Origin of the sequence: Methylobacterium sp., from assembly GCF_019745455.1 — a bacterium.
In the GTDB taxonomy this organism is placed as follows: domain Bacteria; phylum Pseudomonadota; class Alphaproteobacteria; order Rhizobiales; family Beijerinckiaceae; genus Methylobacterium.
In genome coordinates, this window is record NZ_JAIETD010000155.1 from 1 (window position 1) to 16,731 (window position 16,731).

At 66.0% G+C, this 16,731-nt stretch carries 13 protein-coding genes; 6 read left to right on the forward strand and 7 right to left on the reverse strand.

Annotated features, from left to right (window positions below):
* From K2Y56_RS24885 to K2Y56_RS24900, 4 genes are all read right to left on the reverse strand, one after another.
* Positions 1-777, reverse strand: a 777-nt coding sequence (locus K2Y56_RS24885) for a DUF937 domain-containing protein (RefSeq protein WP_292514371.1), incomplete at its 3' end; no start/stop codon positions are given.
* Positions 778-872: 95 nt separating this feature from the next.
* Positions 873-2,327 carry an MATE family efflux transporter gene (locus K2Y56_RS24890; RefSeq protein WP_292514374.1) on the reverse strand — a complete coding sequence of 485 codons (1,455 nt, stop codon included), beginning with the start codon at positions 2,325-2,327 and terminating at the stop codon, positions 873-875.
* A complete protein-coding gene (locus tag K2Y56_RS24895) occupies positions 2,320-4,218 on the reverse strand; it encodes a monovalent cation:proton antiporter-2 (CPA2) family protein (protein WP_292514376.1) in 1,899 nt (632 codons plus the stop codon). The genes K2Y56_RS24890 and K2Y56_RS24895 overlap by 8 nt, the downstream gene beginning before the upstream one ends.
* Positions 4,219-4,320: 102 nt before the next feature.
* Positions 4,321-4,620 carry a DUF1127 domain-containing protein gene (locus tag K2Y56_RS24900; RefSeq protein ID WP_292514378.1) on the reverse strand — a complete coding sequence of 100 codons (300 nt, stop codon included), beginning with the start codon at positions 4,618-4,620 and terminating at the stop codon, positions 4,321-4,323.
* A gap of 112 nt (positions 4,621-4,732) precedes the next feature.
* Between K2Y56_RS24900 and K2Y56_RS24905 the strand changes: the two genes are divergently transcribed.
* The 6 genes from K2Y56_RS24905 to thrB all read left to right on the forward strand — a co-directional run bounded on the left by K2Y56_RS24905 (position 4,733) and on the right by thrB (position 13,977).
* Positions 4,733-6,133, forward strand: a complete 1,401-nt coding sequence (locus K2Y56_RS24905; RefSeq protein ID WP_292514380.1) for a PLP-dependent aminotransferase family protein — start codon at positions 4,733-4,735, stop codon at positions 6,131-6,133.
* Between the two features lie 79 nt (positions 6,134-6,212).
* The gene (locus K2Y56_RS24910) at positions 6,213-7,439 is read left to right on the forward strand and encodes an acyl-CoA dehydrogenase family protein (protein WP_292514382.1); all 1,227 of its coding nucleotides are present in this window, start codon (positions 6,213-6,215) and stop codon (positions 7,437-7,439) included.
* A gap of 568 nt (positions 7,440-8,007) precedes the next feature.
* On the forward strand, positions 8,008-10,377 hold the full coding sequence (locus K2Y56_RS24915) for an EAL domain-containing protein (protein WP_292514385.1): 2,370 nt from the start codon (positions 8,008-8,010) through the stop codon (positions 10,375-10,377).
* Between the two features lie 254 nt (positions 10,378-10,631).
* Positions 10,632-11,687, forward strand: coding sequence for a substrate-binding domain-containing protein (locus K2Y56_RS24920; RefSeq protein ID WP_292514388.1), 1,056 nt, complete (start codon positions 10,632-10,634; stop codon positions 11,685-11,687).
* Positions 11,688-11,929: 242 nt separating this feature from the next.
* Entirely contained in the window at positions 11,930-12,928 is a 999-nt protein-coding gene (gene ispH, locus K2Y56_RS24925) for a 4-hydroxy-3-methylbut-2-enyl diphosphate reductase (protein WP_292514391.1), read from the forward strand.
* A gap of 83 nt (positions 12,929-13,011) precedes the next feature.
* Positions 13,012-13,977, forward strand: a complete 966-nt coding sequence (gene thrB / locus K2Y56_RS24930; RefSeq protein WP_292514393.1) for a homoserine kinase — start codon at positions 13,012-13,014, stop codon at positions 13,975-13,977.
* 125 nt (positions 13,978-14,102) lie between these two features.
* Here thrB and K2Y56_RS24935 read toward each other — a convergent pair whose 3' ends face one another.
* The 3 genes from K2Y56_RS24935 to K2Y56_RS24945 all read right to left on the reverse strand — a co-directional run bounded on the left by K2Y56_RS24935 (position 14,103) and on the right by K2Y56_RS24945 (position 16,448).
* A complete protein-coding gene (locus K2Y56_RS24935; protein WP_292514402.1) occupies positions 14,103-14,555 on the reverse strand; it encodes an NUDIX hydrolase in 453 nt (150 codons plus the stop codon).
* A gap of 264 nt (positions 14,556-14,819) precedes the next feature.
* Positions 14,820-15,257, reverse strand: coding sequence for a MarR family transcriptional regulator (locus tag K2Y56_RS24940; protein ID WP_292514396.1), 438 nt, complete (start codon positions 15,255-15,257; stop codon positions 14,820-14,822).
* 291 nt (positions 15,258-15,548) lie between these two features.
* Entirely contained in the window at positions 15,549-16,448 is a 900-nt protein-coding gene (locus K2Y56_RS24945; RefSeq protein ID WP_292514399.1) for a metallophosphoesterase, read from the reverse strand.
* Positions 16,449-16,731: the final 283 nt, after the last annotated feature.

Here is a 16,731-nt window from a genome sequence, read left to right on the forward strand (position 1 = left end):
GCTAGCCTGCGGTGACGCCTCGCTCAGCTTTCCGGCCGGCTGCTGCCCCGTCCAGAACGAATCGAACAACGACTGCATCGCTCTGGCGTTCTCCTGCTGGGCTTCGAGACCGGCCTGGAACATCTCCTGGAACAGATCGAATGGTGTTCCGGCCGCCGTGTCCTGGGGGGGCTGGGAGGCAGGTTTGGGACGCGGCGGTGCCAGTGCCGGCGGCTCTGGTCGTCGCACGACAGGGCGCTCCGGCGGCGCCTGTTGGACCTGCGCCTGAGTCCAGGTCTTCATCATCTCAGCCCAGTAGGCGCCGACTGCGAAGCCGTATGGGTTCGATCCGTTCGCGGCGACCGGAGGGGGCGCCGCCTGGGGCTGGTTCAACATCAGATGGACGATCCCGGCCACTACCATTCCGGCGACGAGAGGCAGCATCTGGCGCAGGACCGGGGTCGCGACCCCGCTCGCCGCTGCCGCCTGCTGAATCACGGCTTGGCTAAGGTGCGGCGAACCGAAGATCTGGTGCACGAGGCTTTCGGAAGGGGAGGGCGGTGTCGGCCGTCCAGCGCCATTCATTCCGACGAGGCTGAGCCATTGTCCGAATCCCATGGGATCCATGGCGGCGTTCCGCTGCAGGCCGAGCCCAAATGCGGGAAGCAACGCTTCCATGGCCTTGCGGGTCTGATCGGGCGAGAGCCCGTATTGCTGGCCGAGACCCTGCAGGCCGGGGCCTCCCTGCGCCTGGAGGATGTCGAACAGGTTGAACATCACGCTGGCCTCAACGATCACGCGGCGGTCCCGGCATGCGCCTGCCCGACCCCCGGCGCGAAGTCTGTCGCATTGTGCCGGGACTTACCAGCCTCCCGAGGCGGGACGCAGCCGGATCATCCTCGCACCAGCGTCTCGGCGGCCGTGGAGACCTGCTGGACCGGCGGCTCGACCATTGGTTCGGCGGAAGGAGGTGTGTCGGCGCGGCCCTTTCGTTCCAGCGTCGCGATGGTGCGCGCGGCGAGGATGATCGCAGCGACCCCGAACGCAACCGAGCCGATCCCAACGCCGGCGATCACCCCGTCCGGTCCGTAGAGCGCGCCGCCGACCAGAGCAGGCGGCATCGTGCCGAGCGTCGACCGTCCCCAGTTCAGTGCCGTCGACAGGAACGGAAAGCCGAGATTGTTGAAGGCTGCGTTCGACAGGAACAGCAGGCCGACGAAGAACCAGACCGGGCCGCTGACGAGGCAGAAGAAACCGAACAGGTCGGCGGCCGTCCCGGTCAGTTCGAACAGGTTCCCAAGCGGATGCCGCAGGACCACGAGGGCGGCCCACACGACGCCGACATAAAGCGCGGTGACGAGGGCGCCGCTGCGAAGCACCTCACGCATGCGGTCGAACCGGCCTGCGCCCCAGTTCTGGCCGAGGATCGGTCCGACCGAGCCCGACATCGCGAAAAGACCCCCGAAGGCGACCGGGGTCAGGCGGTCGATGACGACGTTGCCGGCCACCGCCACCGGTCCGAACTGCGCGATGGCGTGGGCGATGAAGGCGCTCGCCACCGAAGGCGCGAGGTTGGCGAGCACGGCCGGCAGGGCGATCCGCCCCATCTCGGGTGCGTCCGCGACGATGTCGGCGAGGCGTGGCCGCCCGACGAGGTCGTGCTGGCGCACGCCCCACCAGCCGATCAGCGCGAAGGTCGCCCGTGCGACGCAGGTCGCGTAGGCCGCCCCGTCGACTCCGAGTCCGAAGCCGAAGATGAGGACCGGATCGATAACCGCCGTGACGAGGCCGCCGCCGAGGGTGACGTACATGGCCTGGCGTGCCGCCCCCACCGCCCGAAGAAGGCCGGAGAACATCATCCCCGGCGCCATCAGCAGGGTCGAAGGCAGGACGATCAACAGGAAGCGCTCGGCGATCGGCAGTGTCTCGGCATCGGCGCCGATCCAGCTCAAGGCCGGCCGCATCAGCGGCAGCATCACCACCACGAACACGGCCGCGACCAGGAGCCCGTGCACCGTCGCCGAGGTGGCGAGGCGGCGGGCGCGGGCTCGCTCGCCGGCCCCGATCGCGCGCGAGACGAGCGCGCCCGCCGCGATCATCAGACCGATATTGATAGCCAGGCCGAAGAACTGGAGGATCGTCGCGAAGCCCACGGCCGCGGTCAGACGTGGGTCGCCGAGCTTCGACACGTAGAGGAGCGACAGCAGGTCCACGACGAAGATCGCCATCAGGCCTACGGAGCCCGTAGCGCTCATTACGAGGACGTGGCGCAGGATCGATCCGGAGAGAAAGCGGCCCGGCTCCTGGATCGTACTGGAATTTCGGGACTTGCCCGCGGCCTCAGGCATCCGGCCGGCCATCCTGGAGTGCTGGTTCCGGCGCATCGAGCGTGCGCGACGCAGCCTCCCGGCGCTCCGAGGCGATGATGCCGCGGGTCTCGGCATTGAGGGCGCGCGAGGGCCGGCGCGGCGCGGTCAGAGGTTCCGGCTTCACGTCCGATGTGCCGCGCATCCAGGTGCCGTCGGGAAGGGCGCCGGCCTGCTGCAGCACCAGCCGCGCGATATCGCGCTTCCTCACGTCCGCCGTCACCGCCGCGGCGGCTTCGGCGCTGAGACCGAGTCCTTCGAGGGTGGCGCGCCCGAAGGCGAGGGCGGATTCCGCCGTCTCTCGGATGTGGAAGTCCACGTCGCGGTTCATGAGCTCGATCGACTGCGTGCGATCATAGGCCCTCACATAGGTGCGGACCGCCGTGAATTCCTCGTGGACGATGTCGACGATCTTCAGGGTCGCCTGCGGATCGTCGATGCAGATGCAGACGAGCTCGGCCTTGCCGATCCCGGCCGCCCGCAAGACGTCGAGGCGCGTGCCGTCGCCATAATAGATCCGGAAGCCGAAACGCGAGGCGCTGCGGATCTGCTCCACGTCCTTGTCGATGATCGTGACGCTGATGCCCTCGGCGAGCAGCACCTGGGTCAGGATCTGGCCGAATCGGCCGAAGCCGATGACGAGCACCCGTGCCTCGGCGGATTCCATCGTGTCGGCGGCGGGCTCCGGTTCCGCCGGGCGGCGGGCCAGCACGGCATCGAGGCCCTTGGCGGCGATCGGCCCGACCAGCATGGTCAGGGCCGCGAGCGCCACGGCGAAGCGGGTCTCAGGCCCGCCTATGAGGCCGAGGCTGCCGCCAAGCGGCAGCACCACGAAGGCGAACTCGCCGGCCGGAGCCAGGATCGCGGCACCTCGCACCGCATCGAGCCAAGGCGAGCCGAACAGCCGGAACAGACCCGCCACGAGCGCCATCTTGACGAGGATCGCCAGCATCGTGGCACCGAACAGGGCCGGCCACGCGGTCTTGAGGAGGCCGCCGTCGATGGACATGCCGACGCTCATGAAGAACAGGCCGAGCAGCATCCCGCGGAAGGGCTCGATATCGGCCTCGAGCTGATGCCGGAAGTTCGACTCGGCGAGGAGCACCCCGGCGAGGAACGCCCCCATCGCCATCGACAGGCCGACCTTCTCCATCAGGAGCGCGGTGCCCAGCACGACGAGGAGGGCCGAAGCCGTCATCACCTCGCGGGCGCCGCTCGCCGCGAGCAGGCTGAAGAACGGGTTGAGGCCGTAGCGCCCGACCAGTACCACCGCCCCGATGGCGGCGGCGACCTTGGCGGTCGAGGCCAGAGCCTCGCCGAGCCAGCCCGGATCGCTGCTGCCCGTCGAGGCGAGGAGCGGCATCAGTGCCAGGATCGCCACCACCGAGATGTCCTGGAAGAGGAGCACCGCGAAGGAGCGTCCGCCATAGGGCGTGCCGAGGTCCCCGCGCTCTTCGAGCAACTGCAGCGCCACGGCGGTGGCCGAGAGTGCGAGCGCGACACCGACAATGAAGGCGGCCGAGGTGCCAAGGCCCATGGCGATGCCGAGGAGACCGATCGCCACGGTGCAGGCCACGAGCTGCGCCGTCCCGAGCCCGAAGATGTCGCGCCGCATGGAGACGAGGCGCGAGATCTCGAGTTCGAGACCGACGATGAAGAGCAGCAGCACGACGCCGATCTCGGCGACGCTCGCCGCCGTCTCCGGCTCGGCGATGAGCGAGAAGCCGGCCGGCCCGATGATGACGCCGGCGACGAGATAGCCGAGCACGGCGCTCTGGCCGAGCGCCCGAAATATCGGGACGCCGACCACGGCGGCCGACAGGAAGGTCAGGACCGGCGGCAGGAAGCTCGCATGATCGGCGGCGCTCGCCATCTCGTATCCGGATTGGAGGAAGGGTCTGCCTCATACCCCACCGCCGCCTGCGCCGCCACGCCTGTCCCGGCCCGGATCGGGACTAGCATTGCTTCACAGGTGTCACGGCGCACGCCGCCCGGCTCGTCGCTCGTTCCGCCGGTCGACGAGGAGGAGCGAGGCGTCTCCGCTCCCCGAGAGGGAGGAGGCGTCGAAGAGATCCTGGCGGACGAGGCCGATATCCCTCAATTCGCGCTCCGACATGGCCGAGAGCTGTTGCAGGACACGGCGGTTCATCGCCTGGCGCGAGAGTTCCTCGCCGATCCTCGAGGCCACACCGGAGATGAGCCGCGCGGCCCGCTCCAGGAGAGAGACGGGCTCCCGGCTCCGGCCAACTGTCGTCTGGCAAGTCGTGGTTTGCATGATCTCGTCCTCCCGCTTCGTCGATGCGGGGAACGTGCACCTCCCGGGGTGGTACGGACAGGCACAGTCCAGTACGGTTGGATCGAATTGTCCGGTCTGATCGGCAGTACAGATGAGCACGCCAAACCACCCCTCCGCGCCTGGCCGCATCGGCCTCGTCACCGCTGCGATCAACGAGCGGATCGCCGGCCGGCACCTTGCGCCCGGCGCGCGGCTTCCCTCGGTCAGGGCCTTCGCCGAGCAGATGGGTGTGTCGAAATCGACGGTGGTGGAAGCTTATGACCGGCTCGGCGCGGAAGGGGTCATCGTCGCCCGCCGCGGATCAGGGTTCTACGTCGCCGGCAAGACGCGGCCCCTCTGCCTCAAGACGGTCGGGCCTCAGCTCGACCGCGAGGTCGATCCACTCTGGATCACACGGCAATCGATGCAGTCGGGGCCGGACCTGCTCAAGCCAGGCTCGGGCTGGCTGCCCTCGTCCTGGATGCCGGTGGAGGCGATCCGCCGGGGCTTGCGCGGGCTCGCCCGCGGCTCCGAGCGCACCCTCGTCTGCTACGACCAGCCCCTCGGGTTGCCGGCTCTGCGAACCCAGATCTCGCGCCGCCTCGGCGAGCGGGGGATCGAGGCCCATGCCGACCAGGTGCTTCTGGTCGATTCCTCGACGCAGGCGGTCGACCTGCTCTGCCGCTTCCTGATCGAGCCCGGCGATACCGTGGTGGTGGACGACCCTTGCTACTTCAACTTCCACGCCCTGCTGCGCGCGCACAGGGTCACGGTGCTGGGCGTGCCCTTCACCCCGACCGGCCCAGATGTGGCCGAACTGGAGCGGCTCTTCTCGGCGCATCGCCCGCGTTTTTACCTGACCAATTCCGCCCTTCAGAACCCGACCGGAGCGTCGATGAGCCCGGTCGTGGCCCACCGGGTCCTGAAGCTCGCCGAAGCCCACGACATTCTCATCATCGAGGACGACATCTTCGGCGACCTCGAGGACGAGCCGTCCCCGCGGCTCGCGAGCTTCGATGGGCTCGACCGGGTCATCCAGGTCGGAAGCTTCTCAAAAACCCTGTCGTCGGCGATCCGCTGCGGCTACATCGCGCTACGGCCTGACTGGATCGAACCGCTGATCGACCTCAAGCTGGCGATGAGTCTCGGCAACGGCCACGTCTCCGCCGAGCTGATGCATCGGCTCATCACCGACGGCTCATATCGCCACCACGTCGCTGAAGTCCGCGACAAGCTCGCCCGCGACCGAGGACGTACCGCACGCCGCCTGGAAGCCTGTGGCCTGAGCCTGTGGTCGGAACCGCGCGGCGGCCTATTCCTGTGGTCGCGCCTTCCCGATGGCCTCGATTCCGGCGAGATCGCCCGCCGGGCCCTCGCCCGCGGCGTCGTCCTCGCCCCCGGCGCTCCTTTCAGCCTCCAGCCTGCGGCGGGCGCGCCGTTCCTGCGTTTCAACGTCTCCCATTGCGCCGATCCGAAGATCTTCTCGGTGCTGGAGGAGGCGATGGGCGGGTGACCGGTCGAACCGGCGACGCGGAACCCGCAACCGGCGGAACGGCTTAGCTCTCGTACGTAAGACGAAAGCCGGAGGATACATGCCGAAGCCGGAGCTCCGGGCACCTCGCCCGCCCGAACTGCTCTCGCCCTGGCGCACGGATGCGCGTGTCGCCCTGCAGGCGGAGGCGCGCAGCTTCGCCCGCGACGTGGTGATGCCGCTCGCCGACGAGCTCGACCGGCAGAAAGCCGAGATGCCGCGTTCGCTCATCGACGCGATGGCGCGACGAGGCTGGTTCGGCATCACGATTCCGGCCGACGACGGCGGGATGGGCCTCGGCGTGTTCGAGTACTGCCTCGTCTCGGAGGAACTCGCCCGCGCCTGGCTCTCGGTCGGCAGCATCCTCGCTCGCGGCCAGGGGCTCGGGACGCAGACCCTCGACGACGAGCGCCGCCGAACCTTGCTGCGGAAATCGGCGCGTGGAGAGTGGATCGGAGCCATCGCCCTATCGGAGCCGACGGCTGGCTCAGATCTCGCTGGCGTCCAGACGCGGGCGGTGCGTGAGGGCGGCGAGTGGGTTCTCACCGGAACCAAGCGCTGGGCCGGGTTTGCGCTCGCCGCGGACTTCATCGAGGTCCTGGCCCGCACCCGCGAGCCGGAGCCGGACGAGCCGCGCTCGGCGGGGTTAGAGCCGTTCCTCGTCGTCAAGAATCCCGGCACTTTCCCTGAGGGGATGCAGGGCCACGTCATCGACAAGATCGGCTATCACGGCTTCCTCACCTTCGAGCTTCGGCTCGATGGCGTGCGTGTGCCCGAGGGCGACCGCCTCACCGGTCTCTACGGCGACGGCGGCGCCGATGCGGATTCCGGCGGCTTCGCCTCGGTGCAGCGCGGGCTCAACATTGCCCGGGTCCACACCGCCGCCCGTGCCGTGGGTGTCGCCCGTGCGGCTGTCGAGGACACCCAGGCCTACCTCCAGGAGCGGGAGCAGTTCGGCCACCCCATCGCCGAATTCCAGGCCCTGCGATTCGCGCTCGCCGACATGGCGGCCGAGGTCGACCAGGCGCGTGCCTATTGGCAGCAGGTCGCCCATCTCCTCGACGAGGGTGAGCCGGCCGAGAGCGAGTCGGCCAAGGTCAAACTGCTCGCAACCGAAATGGCGGTACGCGTCACCAATCAGGCGATGCAGCTCCACGGAGGCAACGGCTACACCACCGAGCGCCGTGTCGAGCGCTACTGGCGCGACGCGCGGCTCACGACGATCTTCGAGGGCACGAGCGAGATCCAGCGGCGAATCGTGAGCGATCGTATGCTTGGGAGGAGCTGAACGAACATCCAAGAGAGGCAGCAAGCTTCGGGCCCGGCCGGATGCCATCCCCATGACGCGCGATGGGCCATGATCCAATCCATTGGTAGCAGATTCGTCGTTGCTGGCCGTCGAGCAGCGACGCTGTCGGTGAATTGCAGCCAGAGTAAGCCGCCCTCGATGGATGGATTGGTTGGTGGGGCAGATCAGATCTTGCGTCAGCGTGGCGAGGAAGCCTCAGCATTCGCGGAATGATTCCTGGAGATCTGATCTGCGTCAGATCGGGACTCGGCGGCGCAGGAATGGTTTATCAAAGATCGATTATTCATCAGGCATATCAGTATCCGAGTTAGAGGCCATCGGAACGCTGCAATACGATATTCATTTCGCAGGCAACATAAATGTAAGGCGGTCTTCGTGCGCCTTACGGATCTTCCAAGATTTGTAAAGAGCGAGTCTTTCAAATGATGATCTTTTCAGATAGCCTCTCGGATTCTTATAACTGGAGATCATAGCGCGGCTGAAATACTGAGTATTTAACAAATATATTTGACAGCGACGGTGGAGAGGGAATTTGAAGACGGCATTGATGATGTCCGTTCGGACGAAGATCTTCTTCGGCTGTATCAGCCTGACTTTAGTGACGATCCTGGTCGGATTCTTGTCGCAGAGTGCGCAGAATAAGCTCGGCGAGACCGCGCTGGGAATCTACGATAACGCATTCCAGTCGATGAACTACCTGCGCACCGCCCAGGCCACCATCCTGGGTATCTCGCGCGATATTGCGGTGGGCGAGAAGGACCACGCGATTTTCATCGACCAGCTGCAATCCGCCATCGACGCCCTGGATGTGGCCCGCGAACGCGCGATGTCGCTACGTGGCGAGGAACTCGCGGCTCGGTTGAGATCAGCCGTGCTTCACCTCCAGGCCGAGTTCAGGAATGCCGTGACGCCCGCGCGCCGCGAATTCGAAGAGGTCGAGCAGACCTTCGACAGGGCCGTGGGGATCTATGCCAGCGACGGCTTCCGCCTGAGGCGATCGGCCGAGGCCCTCGTCGATGACACCCGGTTGAAGACCTATGGGGCGATGATCGGCTCGGTGGCCATCGCCATTCTCATCTCGTTGCTTCTAAGCCGGGCCATCGTCCCGTCGATCCGGCAGGCGGTGAGGGTTGCGACGGCCATCGCGGCAGGCAACCTCGACAACCGCATCGCAGGGCATGGCTCGAGCGAGACCGGCCTCCTGCTCGCGGCGCTGGCGACGATGCAGGCGAGCATCGCGGAGAAGATCCGCTTCATCGAGCAGCTCATGGCGCAGCAGGCGTCCAGCTACGATGTCGAGATCGCCTCGCAGAATGCCAGGTTCGAGACAGCCCTCGACCATATGACGCTCGGCCTTCGCATGTTCGATGCGAACAACACGCTCGTCGTGCAGAACCGCCGTTTCACCGAGATGTTCGGGGAGGGCGAGACCATACCGGGCCTCGTCGGCGACAGCCCGCTTCATCTCGTTCAGGGAAGCCGCCGTCCGGCGGATGCCGGATCCTATCAATGCGAGCTCGCGGACGGACGGACCATCGAGGTATCCGAGGAGGCGATGGCGGGCGGTGGCCGGGTGGTGACCTACGACGATATCACGGAACGGCAGCGTGCCGAGGCGACGCTGTCGCATATGGCACGGCACGACGCTCTCACTGGATTGCCCAATCGGCTCCTGTTCCGGGAGCACCTGCATCAGGAGATCGGGCGAGACCGGCAGGGCGGCGTGCTGTCGGTCCTCTGCCTCGATCTCGATCGGTTCAAGATTGTCAACGACACTCTCGGGCACCCTGTCGGAGACGACCTCCTGCGGCGCGCGGCTAAGCGGCTGCTGGGAACGATAGGCGCAGTCGGGATGGTGGTCCGGCTCGGCGGCGACGAGTTCGCCATCATCCACGACTCGGTGAGCCAGGAGAACGAAGCCGAACTGCTCGCGCAGAGAGCCATCCAGGTTCTGAGCGTCCCCTTCGACATCGACGGCCACCGGATCTCGATCGGCGTCAGCGTCGGAATCGCCCGGTCGACAGGCAGCGCCGACACCCCCGACGAGCTCCTGAAGAACGCAGACCTCGCCCTCTACAAGGCGAAGGGCGACGGCCGCGGAACCTATCGGATTTTCGAGCCCGAGATGAACGTACGGGTACAGGCCCGGCGCCAGATGGAGATCGATCTCCGCGCAGCCATCTCCGAAGACCAATTGCAGGTCTATTATCAGCCCATCGTCAGCGCACGTACCGGAGCCGTCGTCGCCTTCGAGGCCCTTCTTCGCTGGCATCACCCCGAACGGGGCATCGTGTCTCCGGTCGAGTTCATTCCCCTCGCCGAGGAGGCGGGGTTGATCCCGATCATCGGCCTCTGGGTTCTCAATCGCGCTAGCATGGAGGCAACGGCCTGGCCGAGCGACGTCAAGGTGGCGATCAACCTGTCGTCGCTGCAGTTCCATTACCGCAACATCGTCGACGATGTCGCCGAAGCCCTGCAATCATCCGGCCTCGATCCGAGGCGCCTCGATCTCGAGATCACCGAATCCCTGATGCTCCAGGATTCGGAGACGACGCTCGCCGCGCTTCACAACCTGCGGGCCATGGGAATCGGCATCGCGATGGACGATTTCGGCACCGGCTATTCCTCGCTCAGCTATCTCCGCCAGTTCCCGTTCGACAAGATCAAGATCGACCGCAGTTTCATTCGCGACGTCGTCGATAGCCAGGATGGCCTCGCCATCGTCAAGGCGGTGATCCGCCTGGGGCAATCCCTGCGGATGAACGTCGTCGCCGAAGGTGTCGAGACGGTCGAGCAGAGGGATCTGCTCCGAGAAGCCGGCTGCCAGGAACTTCAGGGTTATCTCTTCAGCCGGCCGCAGCCGGCTACGGAAGCTCATGCGATCATTCGGCGACTCTCGCTCAACGAAGCGGCTTGACCAGCGGCGAGAGCACTACCTGAAGACGATTCATAGATAATATACAACCTAAAAATGTCGATGTCTTATATTTGAGCAGAAGATGGTGCGGGATACTGATATGTGAAGTCAGCAGAGGCAGCATGCGTTGTTTTCATGCAGAAGAAGAGCGTAGAACCGCTGCGTAGATTGATTGCTGGCACTGCGTCTATCTCTATAAGCCGGCGTCAATCTCGCCGCTGTGCCGAGAAGTCGGATCGATCGGAGTCGTCGGCGTGCATGGGTTCCTGACTGGCGCTCTCGTCGCCTCAATCGTCGCCATAGCCTCCCCGGTCGTTCAGGCTGGCGACTTCGATCCTGATACCGATCCGAGCCGCATCAAGTGGACGGAACTCGCGGCTAAACTCGGCCCGGCGCCGAACGTTCGAGGCCGGCGTTTCGGAATCGTCTTGAAGACGCCGACGAACGAGTACTGGCGGCTGATGGCGGCCGGCTACCGTCGCCGAGCCGCTGCTGTCGGGGTCAAGATCGACATACAGGCCGCGCAGAACGAAACCGACCAACTCCGTCAGCTCGCGATCTTGCAGACCATGATCGGGAGCGGATACAGCGCACTCCTGATCTCCCCGATCTCGTCCTTCAACCTGCAGCCGGCGATCGACGAGGCCCACGCCGCGAAGATACCCATCGTCGATGTCGACGGGGCGGTGGTCGACAGCGTTCGGCACTTCGTGGGGCCGATCAACCGGGATATGGGGGTGCATGTCGCGAACTGGTTCATCCGCGCTTATCCCAAGGGGGGCAAGGTCGCCGTCGTCGAGGGTCAGGCCGGCGTCTTCTCCACGGTCCAGCGTTCGGCGGGATTTCGCGAGACGCTGCAGGCGACCAAACGGTTCGAAGTCGCCGCCAGCCTCTCCGGACAGTGGGATCGCGGCAAGGCCGCGGAGGTGACCCGCGCCATGCTCCAGAAGAATCCGGACCTTATCGGGATCTACTGCAACAACGACACGATGGCTCTCGGTGCGATCGACGCCCTCAAGGCGATGGCCGCGCTCGACCGGATCAAGGTGTTCGGCAGCGACGGCACCAAGCTCGCATTCGCGGCAATCAAGGCAGGCGAGCTGACCGGCACCGTCGATATATTCCCGACGATGATCGGCGAGATCGGTCTCGAAGTTGCAGAGCGCCTTTCGGCAGGGCAGCCCGTCACCCGCGTGGTCGAGACCCCGCAAGTGCTCGTCACCAGCGCCAACATCGCTCGCTACGATGTCGAGGAGGATGCAAAACGCAGGGCGGTCCTCGACGACGCAGAAGCGAGCGCCAATCGCTGAAGCTGCGCCGTTCCCTCGTGTTGTGCGGATGGTCGGCGTCGCTTGCGCATGCCAGGCTTTCGAAACCCGATGCCATCGGCGCCCGAGACGATGTGGAACGTTCCGTCGTTGTTCTCCTCTCTGATGGAACCGGTGAGACGACGGGGTGATGAGACGCGTCTGTCGCTGCCGATGCCTTGGCGAGCATTTCGCGCTATAAGCGGTTGACAGGGGCGGCCCCGCCTCGCCACATCCCGGGCATCATGAGCGACATCACCACTCTGCACCAGCCCGCCGCCGCATCGGGGAAGCCCCCGCTGGAAATCCTGCTCTGCGCACCGCGTGGCTTCTGCGCCGGTGTCGTGCGGGCCATCGACGTGGTCGAGCGGGCTCTCGCCATCTACGGGCCGCCGGTCTACGTGCGTCACGAGATCGTCCACAACAAGTACGTGGTCGAGAGTCTGAAGCGCAAAGGGGCCGTGTTCGTACGGGAACTCGATGAGGTGCCGGACGGCAACGCCCCGGTGATCTTCTCGGCGCACGGCGTGGCCAAGACGGTGCCGGCCAATGCGGACAGCCGCGGCCTCGTCACCATCGACGCGACCTGCCCGCTGGTGACGAAGGTCCACCGCGAGGCGGAGATCCACCACAAGCGCGGCCGCCACGTGCTCCTCGTCGGCCATTCCGGCCATCCGGAAGTGGTCGGCACCATGGGTCAGCTGCCCAAGGGGTCGATCACCCTCGTCGAGGACCTGGAGCAGATCGCGGCCCTGGAGCCGGAGAACCGCGACAACCTCGCGTGGGTGACGCAGACGACGTTGTCGGTCGACGATACCCATCACATCGTCGAGGCCCTCAAGAAGAAGTTCCCGACAATCACCGGGCCGCATAAGGACGACATCTGCTACGCCACCACCAACCGCCAGGAGGCGGTCAAGCAGGTTGCGCCCCTCGTCGATGCCGTGATCGTCGTCGGCTCGTCGAACTCCTCGAACTCGCAGCGGCTGCGCGAGGTCGCCGAGCGGGTCGGTTGTCCGATCACCCGTCTCGTCCTCCGCGCCGAGGAGATCGACTGGGAGGCATTCAAGGACGTGCGCAAGCTTGGTCTCACCGCCGGCGCCTCGGCACCGGAGGTGCTGGTGGAGGAGATCATCGACGCCTTCGCCGCCCGCTACGACGTGACGGTCGACACGGTCTCGACGGTCGTCGAGGACATGTCCTTCCCGCTGCCGCGGGAATTGCGCAGCGAAGCCGCCGCCTGATCCGCAGCTGTACGCGGCACGATGGGGGCGCCTTGCGGGCGCCCCTTCTCATATGGCCGACCCTGATGAAGTGACCGAGCGCCGTGGCCGTCTACACCGAGGTTTCCGACGAGGCGCTGACCGCCTTCCTCTCCGCCTACGAGATCGGCAGGCTGCTCTCGTTCAAGGGCATCGCCGAGGGCGTCGAGAACACCAATTTCTTCCTTCACACCACGGCCGGCTCCTACATCCTCACCCTCTACGAGAAGCGGGTGCGCGAGGACGATCTGCCGTTCTTCCTCAACCTCATGGAGCATCTGGCCGCCCGCGGCCTCGCCTGCCCGCAGCCGATCCGCAACCGCGACGGCTCGGCGCTGGGGCGCCTGTGCGGCCGGCCGGCGGTGATCGTGAGCTTCCTCGAAGGCGTCTCGGTCAAGCGGCCGGGGGTGCACCATTGCACCGAGCTCGGGCGGGCGCTCGCGGGCTTGCACGCAGCGGGCCGCGATTTCGGCATGCGGCGCGACAACAACCTCTCGGTGGAAGCCTGGGAGCCGCTGTTCCGTGCCGCCGCGCCGCGCGCCGACGAGGTCGCGGCAGGCTTGACCGCACGGGTGCGCGATGACCTTTCCGTCCTGGAGGCCGGCTGGCCGCGCGGATTGCCGTCCGGCGTGATCCACGCGGATCTTTTCACCGACAACGTCTTCTTCATCGGCGACGATCTCTCAGGTCTCATCGACTTCTATTTCGCCTGCACCGATGCCTTCGCCTACGACCTTGCCATCTGCCTCAATGCCTGGTGCTTCGATGCCGAGGGGAAGTTCCACCGCGACATGGGCGAGGCTCTGATCGCCGGCTACGAGAGCGTGCGGCCCCTGGAGCACGCGGAGGTGGCGGCCCTGCCGATCCTGTGCCGGGGCGCGGCCTTGCGCTTCATGCTGACCCGGCTGGTCGATTGGCTGAACGTGCCGCCCGGCGCCCTGGTGCAGCCGAAGGATCCCCTCGAATACGACCGTCGTCTGACATTCCATCGCACCGCGACGCAGGCGCGGGACTACGGTCGGGCAGGTTGAGATCAGTCCCGGTTGATTGTGTCTGCTCTGAAGAGCGACGGCAGCGGATCTTGCCGGGTTTCTCCAGCCGAGACGCACGAACCCTCCGCCGGCGACGATCCAACCGGCCGTCAGCCGTTCCTCAGTCAGCCGTTCTTCAGCTTGTCGCGTTTGAACGCCGAACGGATGATCGCCGCGAGGCCGGCTTCCGCAACCGCATCCGCGGCCTCCGACGGAGTAAACCAGCGATCTTCACGCTGATCCTGCTCGGGCCACGTCTTCAGCTGCTTGCGAATCTCAAGCGGGAACACCTTCACCTGACAGAGGACCGAATCCCGGTTCTTCAGTCGCTTGTCGTAGACGTAGAAGCCGAGCGGACGCTTGCCGATATGGCCGATCAGGCCGGCCTCCTCGTAGGCTTCGCGGGCAGCCGCCTCGTAGGGCTTGCGTCCCTTCATCGGCCATCCCTTCGGGATCACCCAGCGCCTACTTTCCCGGGAGGTGATGAGGAGGATGCGCAGCCCCTCGTCCGGTGTTTTGCGAAAGGGCAGGGCGCCGACCTGATTTCGTGTCTCCCGCTCCATGTCGGCATAGGTCATCATGGCCCATCAACGTCCGAAGCAAGGCCAAGTTCTGGCGCCGACGAAAAGCCGCTCATCCCGAATGTTTCCCCCGACCCGATGCTCCGACGGCCCAGCCTTCCACATGAATGGCTGAGACGCGGCTGTTTTGTACGATTGCGCATGCAAAGACGCCCCAGCAGACCGTTAGGGCCTCGGCGTCGCGGAGGCCAGCTTAAATTAGCCGGCAATTGAATCAGAAACCCGAACTGACGGCGCTTCGTACGCGAGACGGCATCTCGCTCAGTCTGCGGCGCTGAGGTTTTCGATCAATGCATTGAGGTCGGCACGCAAGGCCTGGACCTCTGGCTCGGACAGGTGGAGTTGGCACATCACGGCTTTCCGAACCGTCACAGCTTCCGCCCGCAGTCCACGGCCATGCGGGGTGAGCTTGATCTCGACTTCACGCTCGTCGGAGCGGCGACGGCTCCTCGTGACGAAGCCCGCACCCTCGAGCCGCTTCAGGACGGGCGTAAGAGTTCCCGAATCCAGCCTGAGGCGCCGACCGATCTCCGAGACGGTCACCGCATCCGTCTCCCAGAGGACTAACAGGACGAGGTATTGCGGATAGGTCAGCCCCATCCGTTCGAGCATCGGGCGATAGCTCTTCGTCATACGGTTCGCGGCGGCATAGAGGGCGTAGCAGAGTTGGTTGTCGAGCAGGAGTGCATCCATCGGCATCGACGCCGTCTCCCTCGGTGCATCTACCGTACAGGTCATGCCGTCCGTCCTCGAACCCATCCGCTCCGACTGCCGCCCCGTTGACGCCGTCTCCGATGCGGCGCCGTAGCCCGCGCCTGCGGAGTGGAACGATGACTCTCAATCGCACCGGCGCAGGGATTAAGATCTCGCGGCAGCGGTCCTATAGTGCCGAACTGTATCCTCAGCGTATAGAGGCTTTCCTGCGCATTATTCCGCATTGCAGCGCTAAGAGCTCTTCGCCGAAGGCGCCGAAGGTCGGGGCGAGTCGCGTCATGGACGGACCAGGTTGATCGCACCGCGTTCGCCGATCCCGCCCTCCTCGACCAGACCGCGTTCGCTGGCATCGATCGTAAATCCGTCGGCCGTGCGCCCGATCGTGTAGAGCCGGTAGCTTGCACGGTGATAGGGCGCCCTGACTCCCGCGGAGGCCGAAGGGGCTCCGACGATGGGGATCGCCCGTCCGCCTGGTCCGTCCATGAAGGCGACGCTGCCAAGATGGGTGTGGCCGTGCAGGATCATCTCGGCTCCAACTCTGCCGATCATCGCCGTGAACGGCGCGGCATCGATGAGCTCGCGCCCCGGCCGCGCGCCGCCAGGATGGGGCGGATGGTGGATCATCACGATCCGGCATGGTGGCTCCGGATCCGCGGCGAGCGACGCCAGCAGGGACTCGGCGGCGGCGATCTGGGGAGAGCCGAGGCGGCCGGTGGCGACGAATGGCTTCGTCGGAATCGCCGAGGACAGACCGACGAGGGCGATCGCGCCGCGGCGGCGCAGATAGGGAAACGCCGTTTGCACCAAGCTATCGCCTGTCGCCCAATCGCCGCAGGCCGAGAGCAATCCCTCGAGCGAACCGCGGACATAGGCGTCGTGGTTGCCCGGGACGAAGCTGACGGCTTCGGGTGATCCCAAGGCTTCCAGGAAGATCCGCGACGTCTCCCATTCGCTCGGCAGGCCGATATTGCAGAGATCGCCGGTGCAGGCGACGTGGTCCACCTCCTGAAGGCGGAGATCGGCGACCAGAGCGGCGAGCACGTCCATGTCGTGGCTGTGGCGGCGGCCGCGGCGCCAATTAGCGTAACCGGTCGCCCGCTTGCTGAGGAGCTGGCGAAGGCGCGGCCGCGGCAGCGGTCCCACATGGGGGTCGGTGAGATGGGCGAGGCGAAACATAGGAGCCGTCGGAGAGACACGGACAGGGCGACGCGACCCGGCCCGCCTTCGCGGTAACCGGGCGGCGCGTCAAGCGTGTCGAAGCCAATCACAGGCGGGCACGCCGGGGCACGAGCCACCGAGACTCGTGCCGCACCCGACTGGAACGAGGTCGCTCGAGAACGAAGCTGATCGCCAGGAGGGCGAGAGACTCAAGGAAGACCAATTCGACCCCGCGAGTCGGTGCTGGATGTGGGGCTGCTCGGCTCGGTGTCGGTTGCGCCCTGGCGCGGATCGGCGTTAG

What these genes read in the sequence shown, in the direction of transcription:
- K2Y56_RS24905 (WP_292514380.1), top strand. Translation starts at nt 4,733, where the DNA reads ATGAGCACGCCAAACCACCCCTCCGCGCCTGGCCGCATCGGCCTCGTC.
- K2Y56_RS24900 (WP_292514378.1), bottom strand. Translation starts at nt 4,620, where the DNA reads ATGCAAACCACGACTTGCCAGACGACAGTTGGCCGGAGCCGGGAGCCC.
- K2Y56_RS24945 (WP_292514399.1), bottom strand. Translation starts at nt 16,448, where the DNA reads ATGTTTCGCCTCGCCCATCTCACCGACCCCCATGTGGGACCGCTGCCG.
- K2Y56_RS24940 (WP_292514396.1), bottom strand. Translation starts at nt 15,257, where the DNA reads ATGCCGATGGATGCACTCCTGCTCGACAACCAACTCTGCTACGCCCTC.
- K2Y56_RS24890 (WP_292514374.1), bottom strand. Translation starts at nt 2,327, where the DNA reads ATGCCTGAGGCCGCGGGCAAGTCCCGAAATTCCAGTACGATCCAGGAG.
- K2Y56_RS24935 (WP_292514402.1), bottom strand. Translation starts at nt 14,555, where the DNA reads ATGACCTATGCCGACATGGAGCGGGAGACACGAAATCAGGTCGGCGCC.
- K2Y56_RS24895 (WP_292514376.1), bottom strand. Translation starts at nt 4,218, where the DNA reads ATGGCGAGCGCCGCCGATCATGCGAGCTTCCTGCCGCCGGTCCTGACC.
- ispH (WP_292514391.1), top strand. Translation starts at nt 11,930, where the DNA reads ATGAGCGACATCACCACTCTGCACCAGCCCGCCGCCGCATCGGGGAAG.
- K2Y56_RS24910 (WP_292514382.1), top strand. Translation starts at nt 6,213, where the DNA reads ATGCCGAAGCCGGAGCTCCGGGCACCTCGCCCGCCCGAACTGCTCTCG.
- K2Y56_RS24915 (WP_292514385.1), top strand. Translation starts at nt 8,008, where the DNA reads ATGATGTCCGTTCGGACGAAGATCTTCTTCGGCTGTATCAGCCTGACT.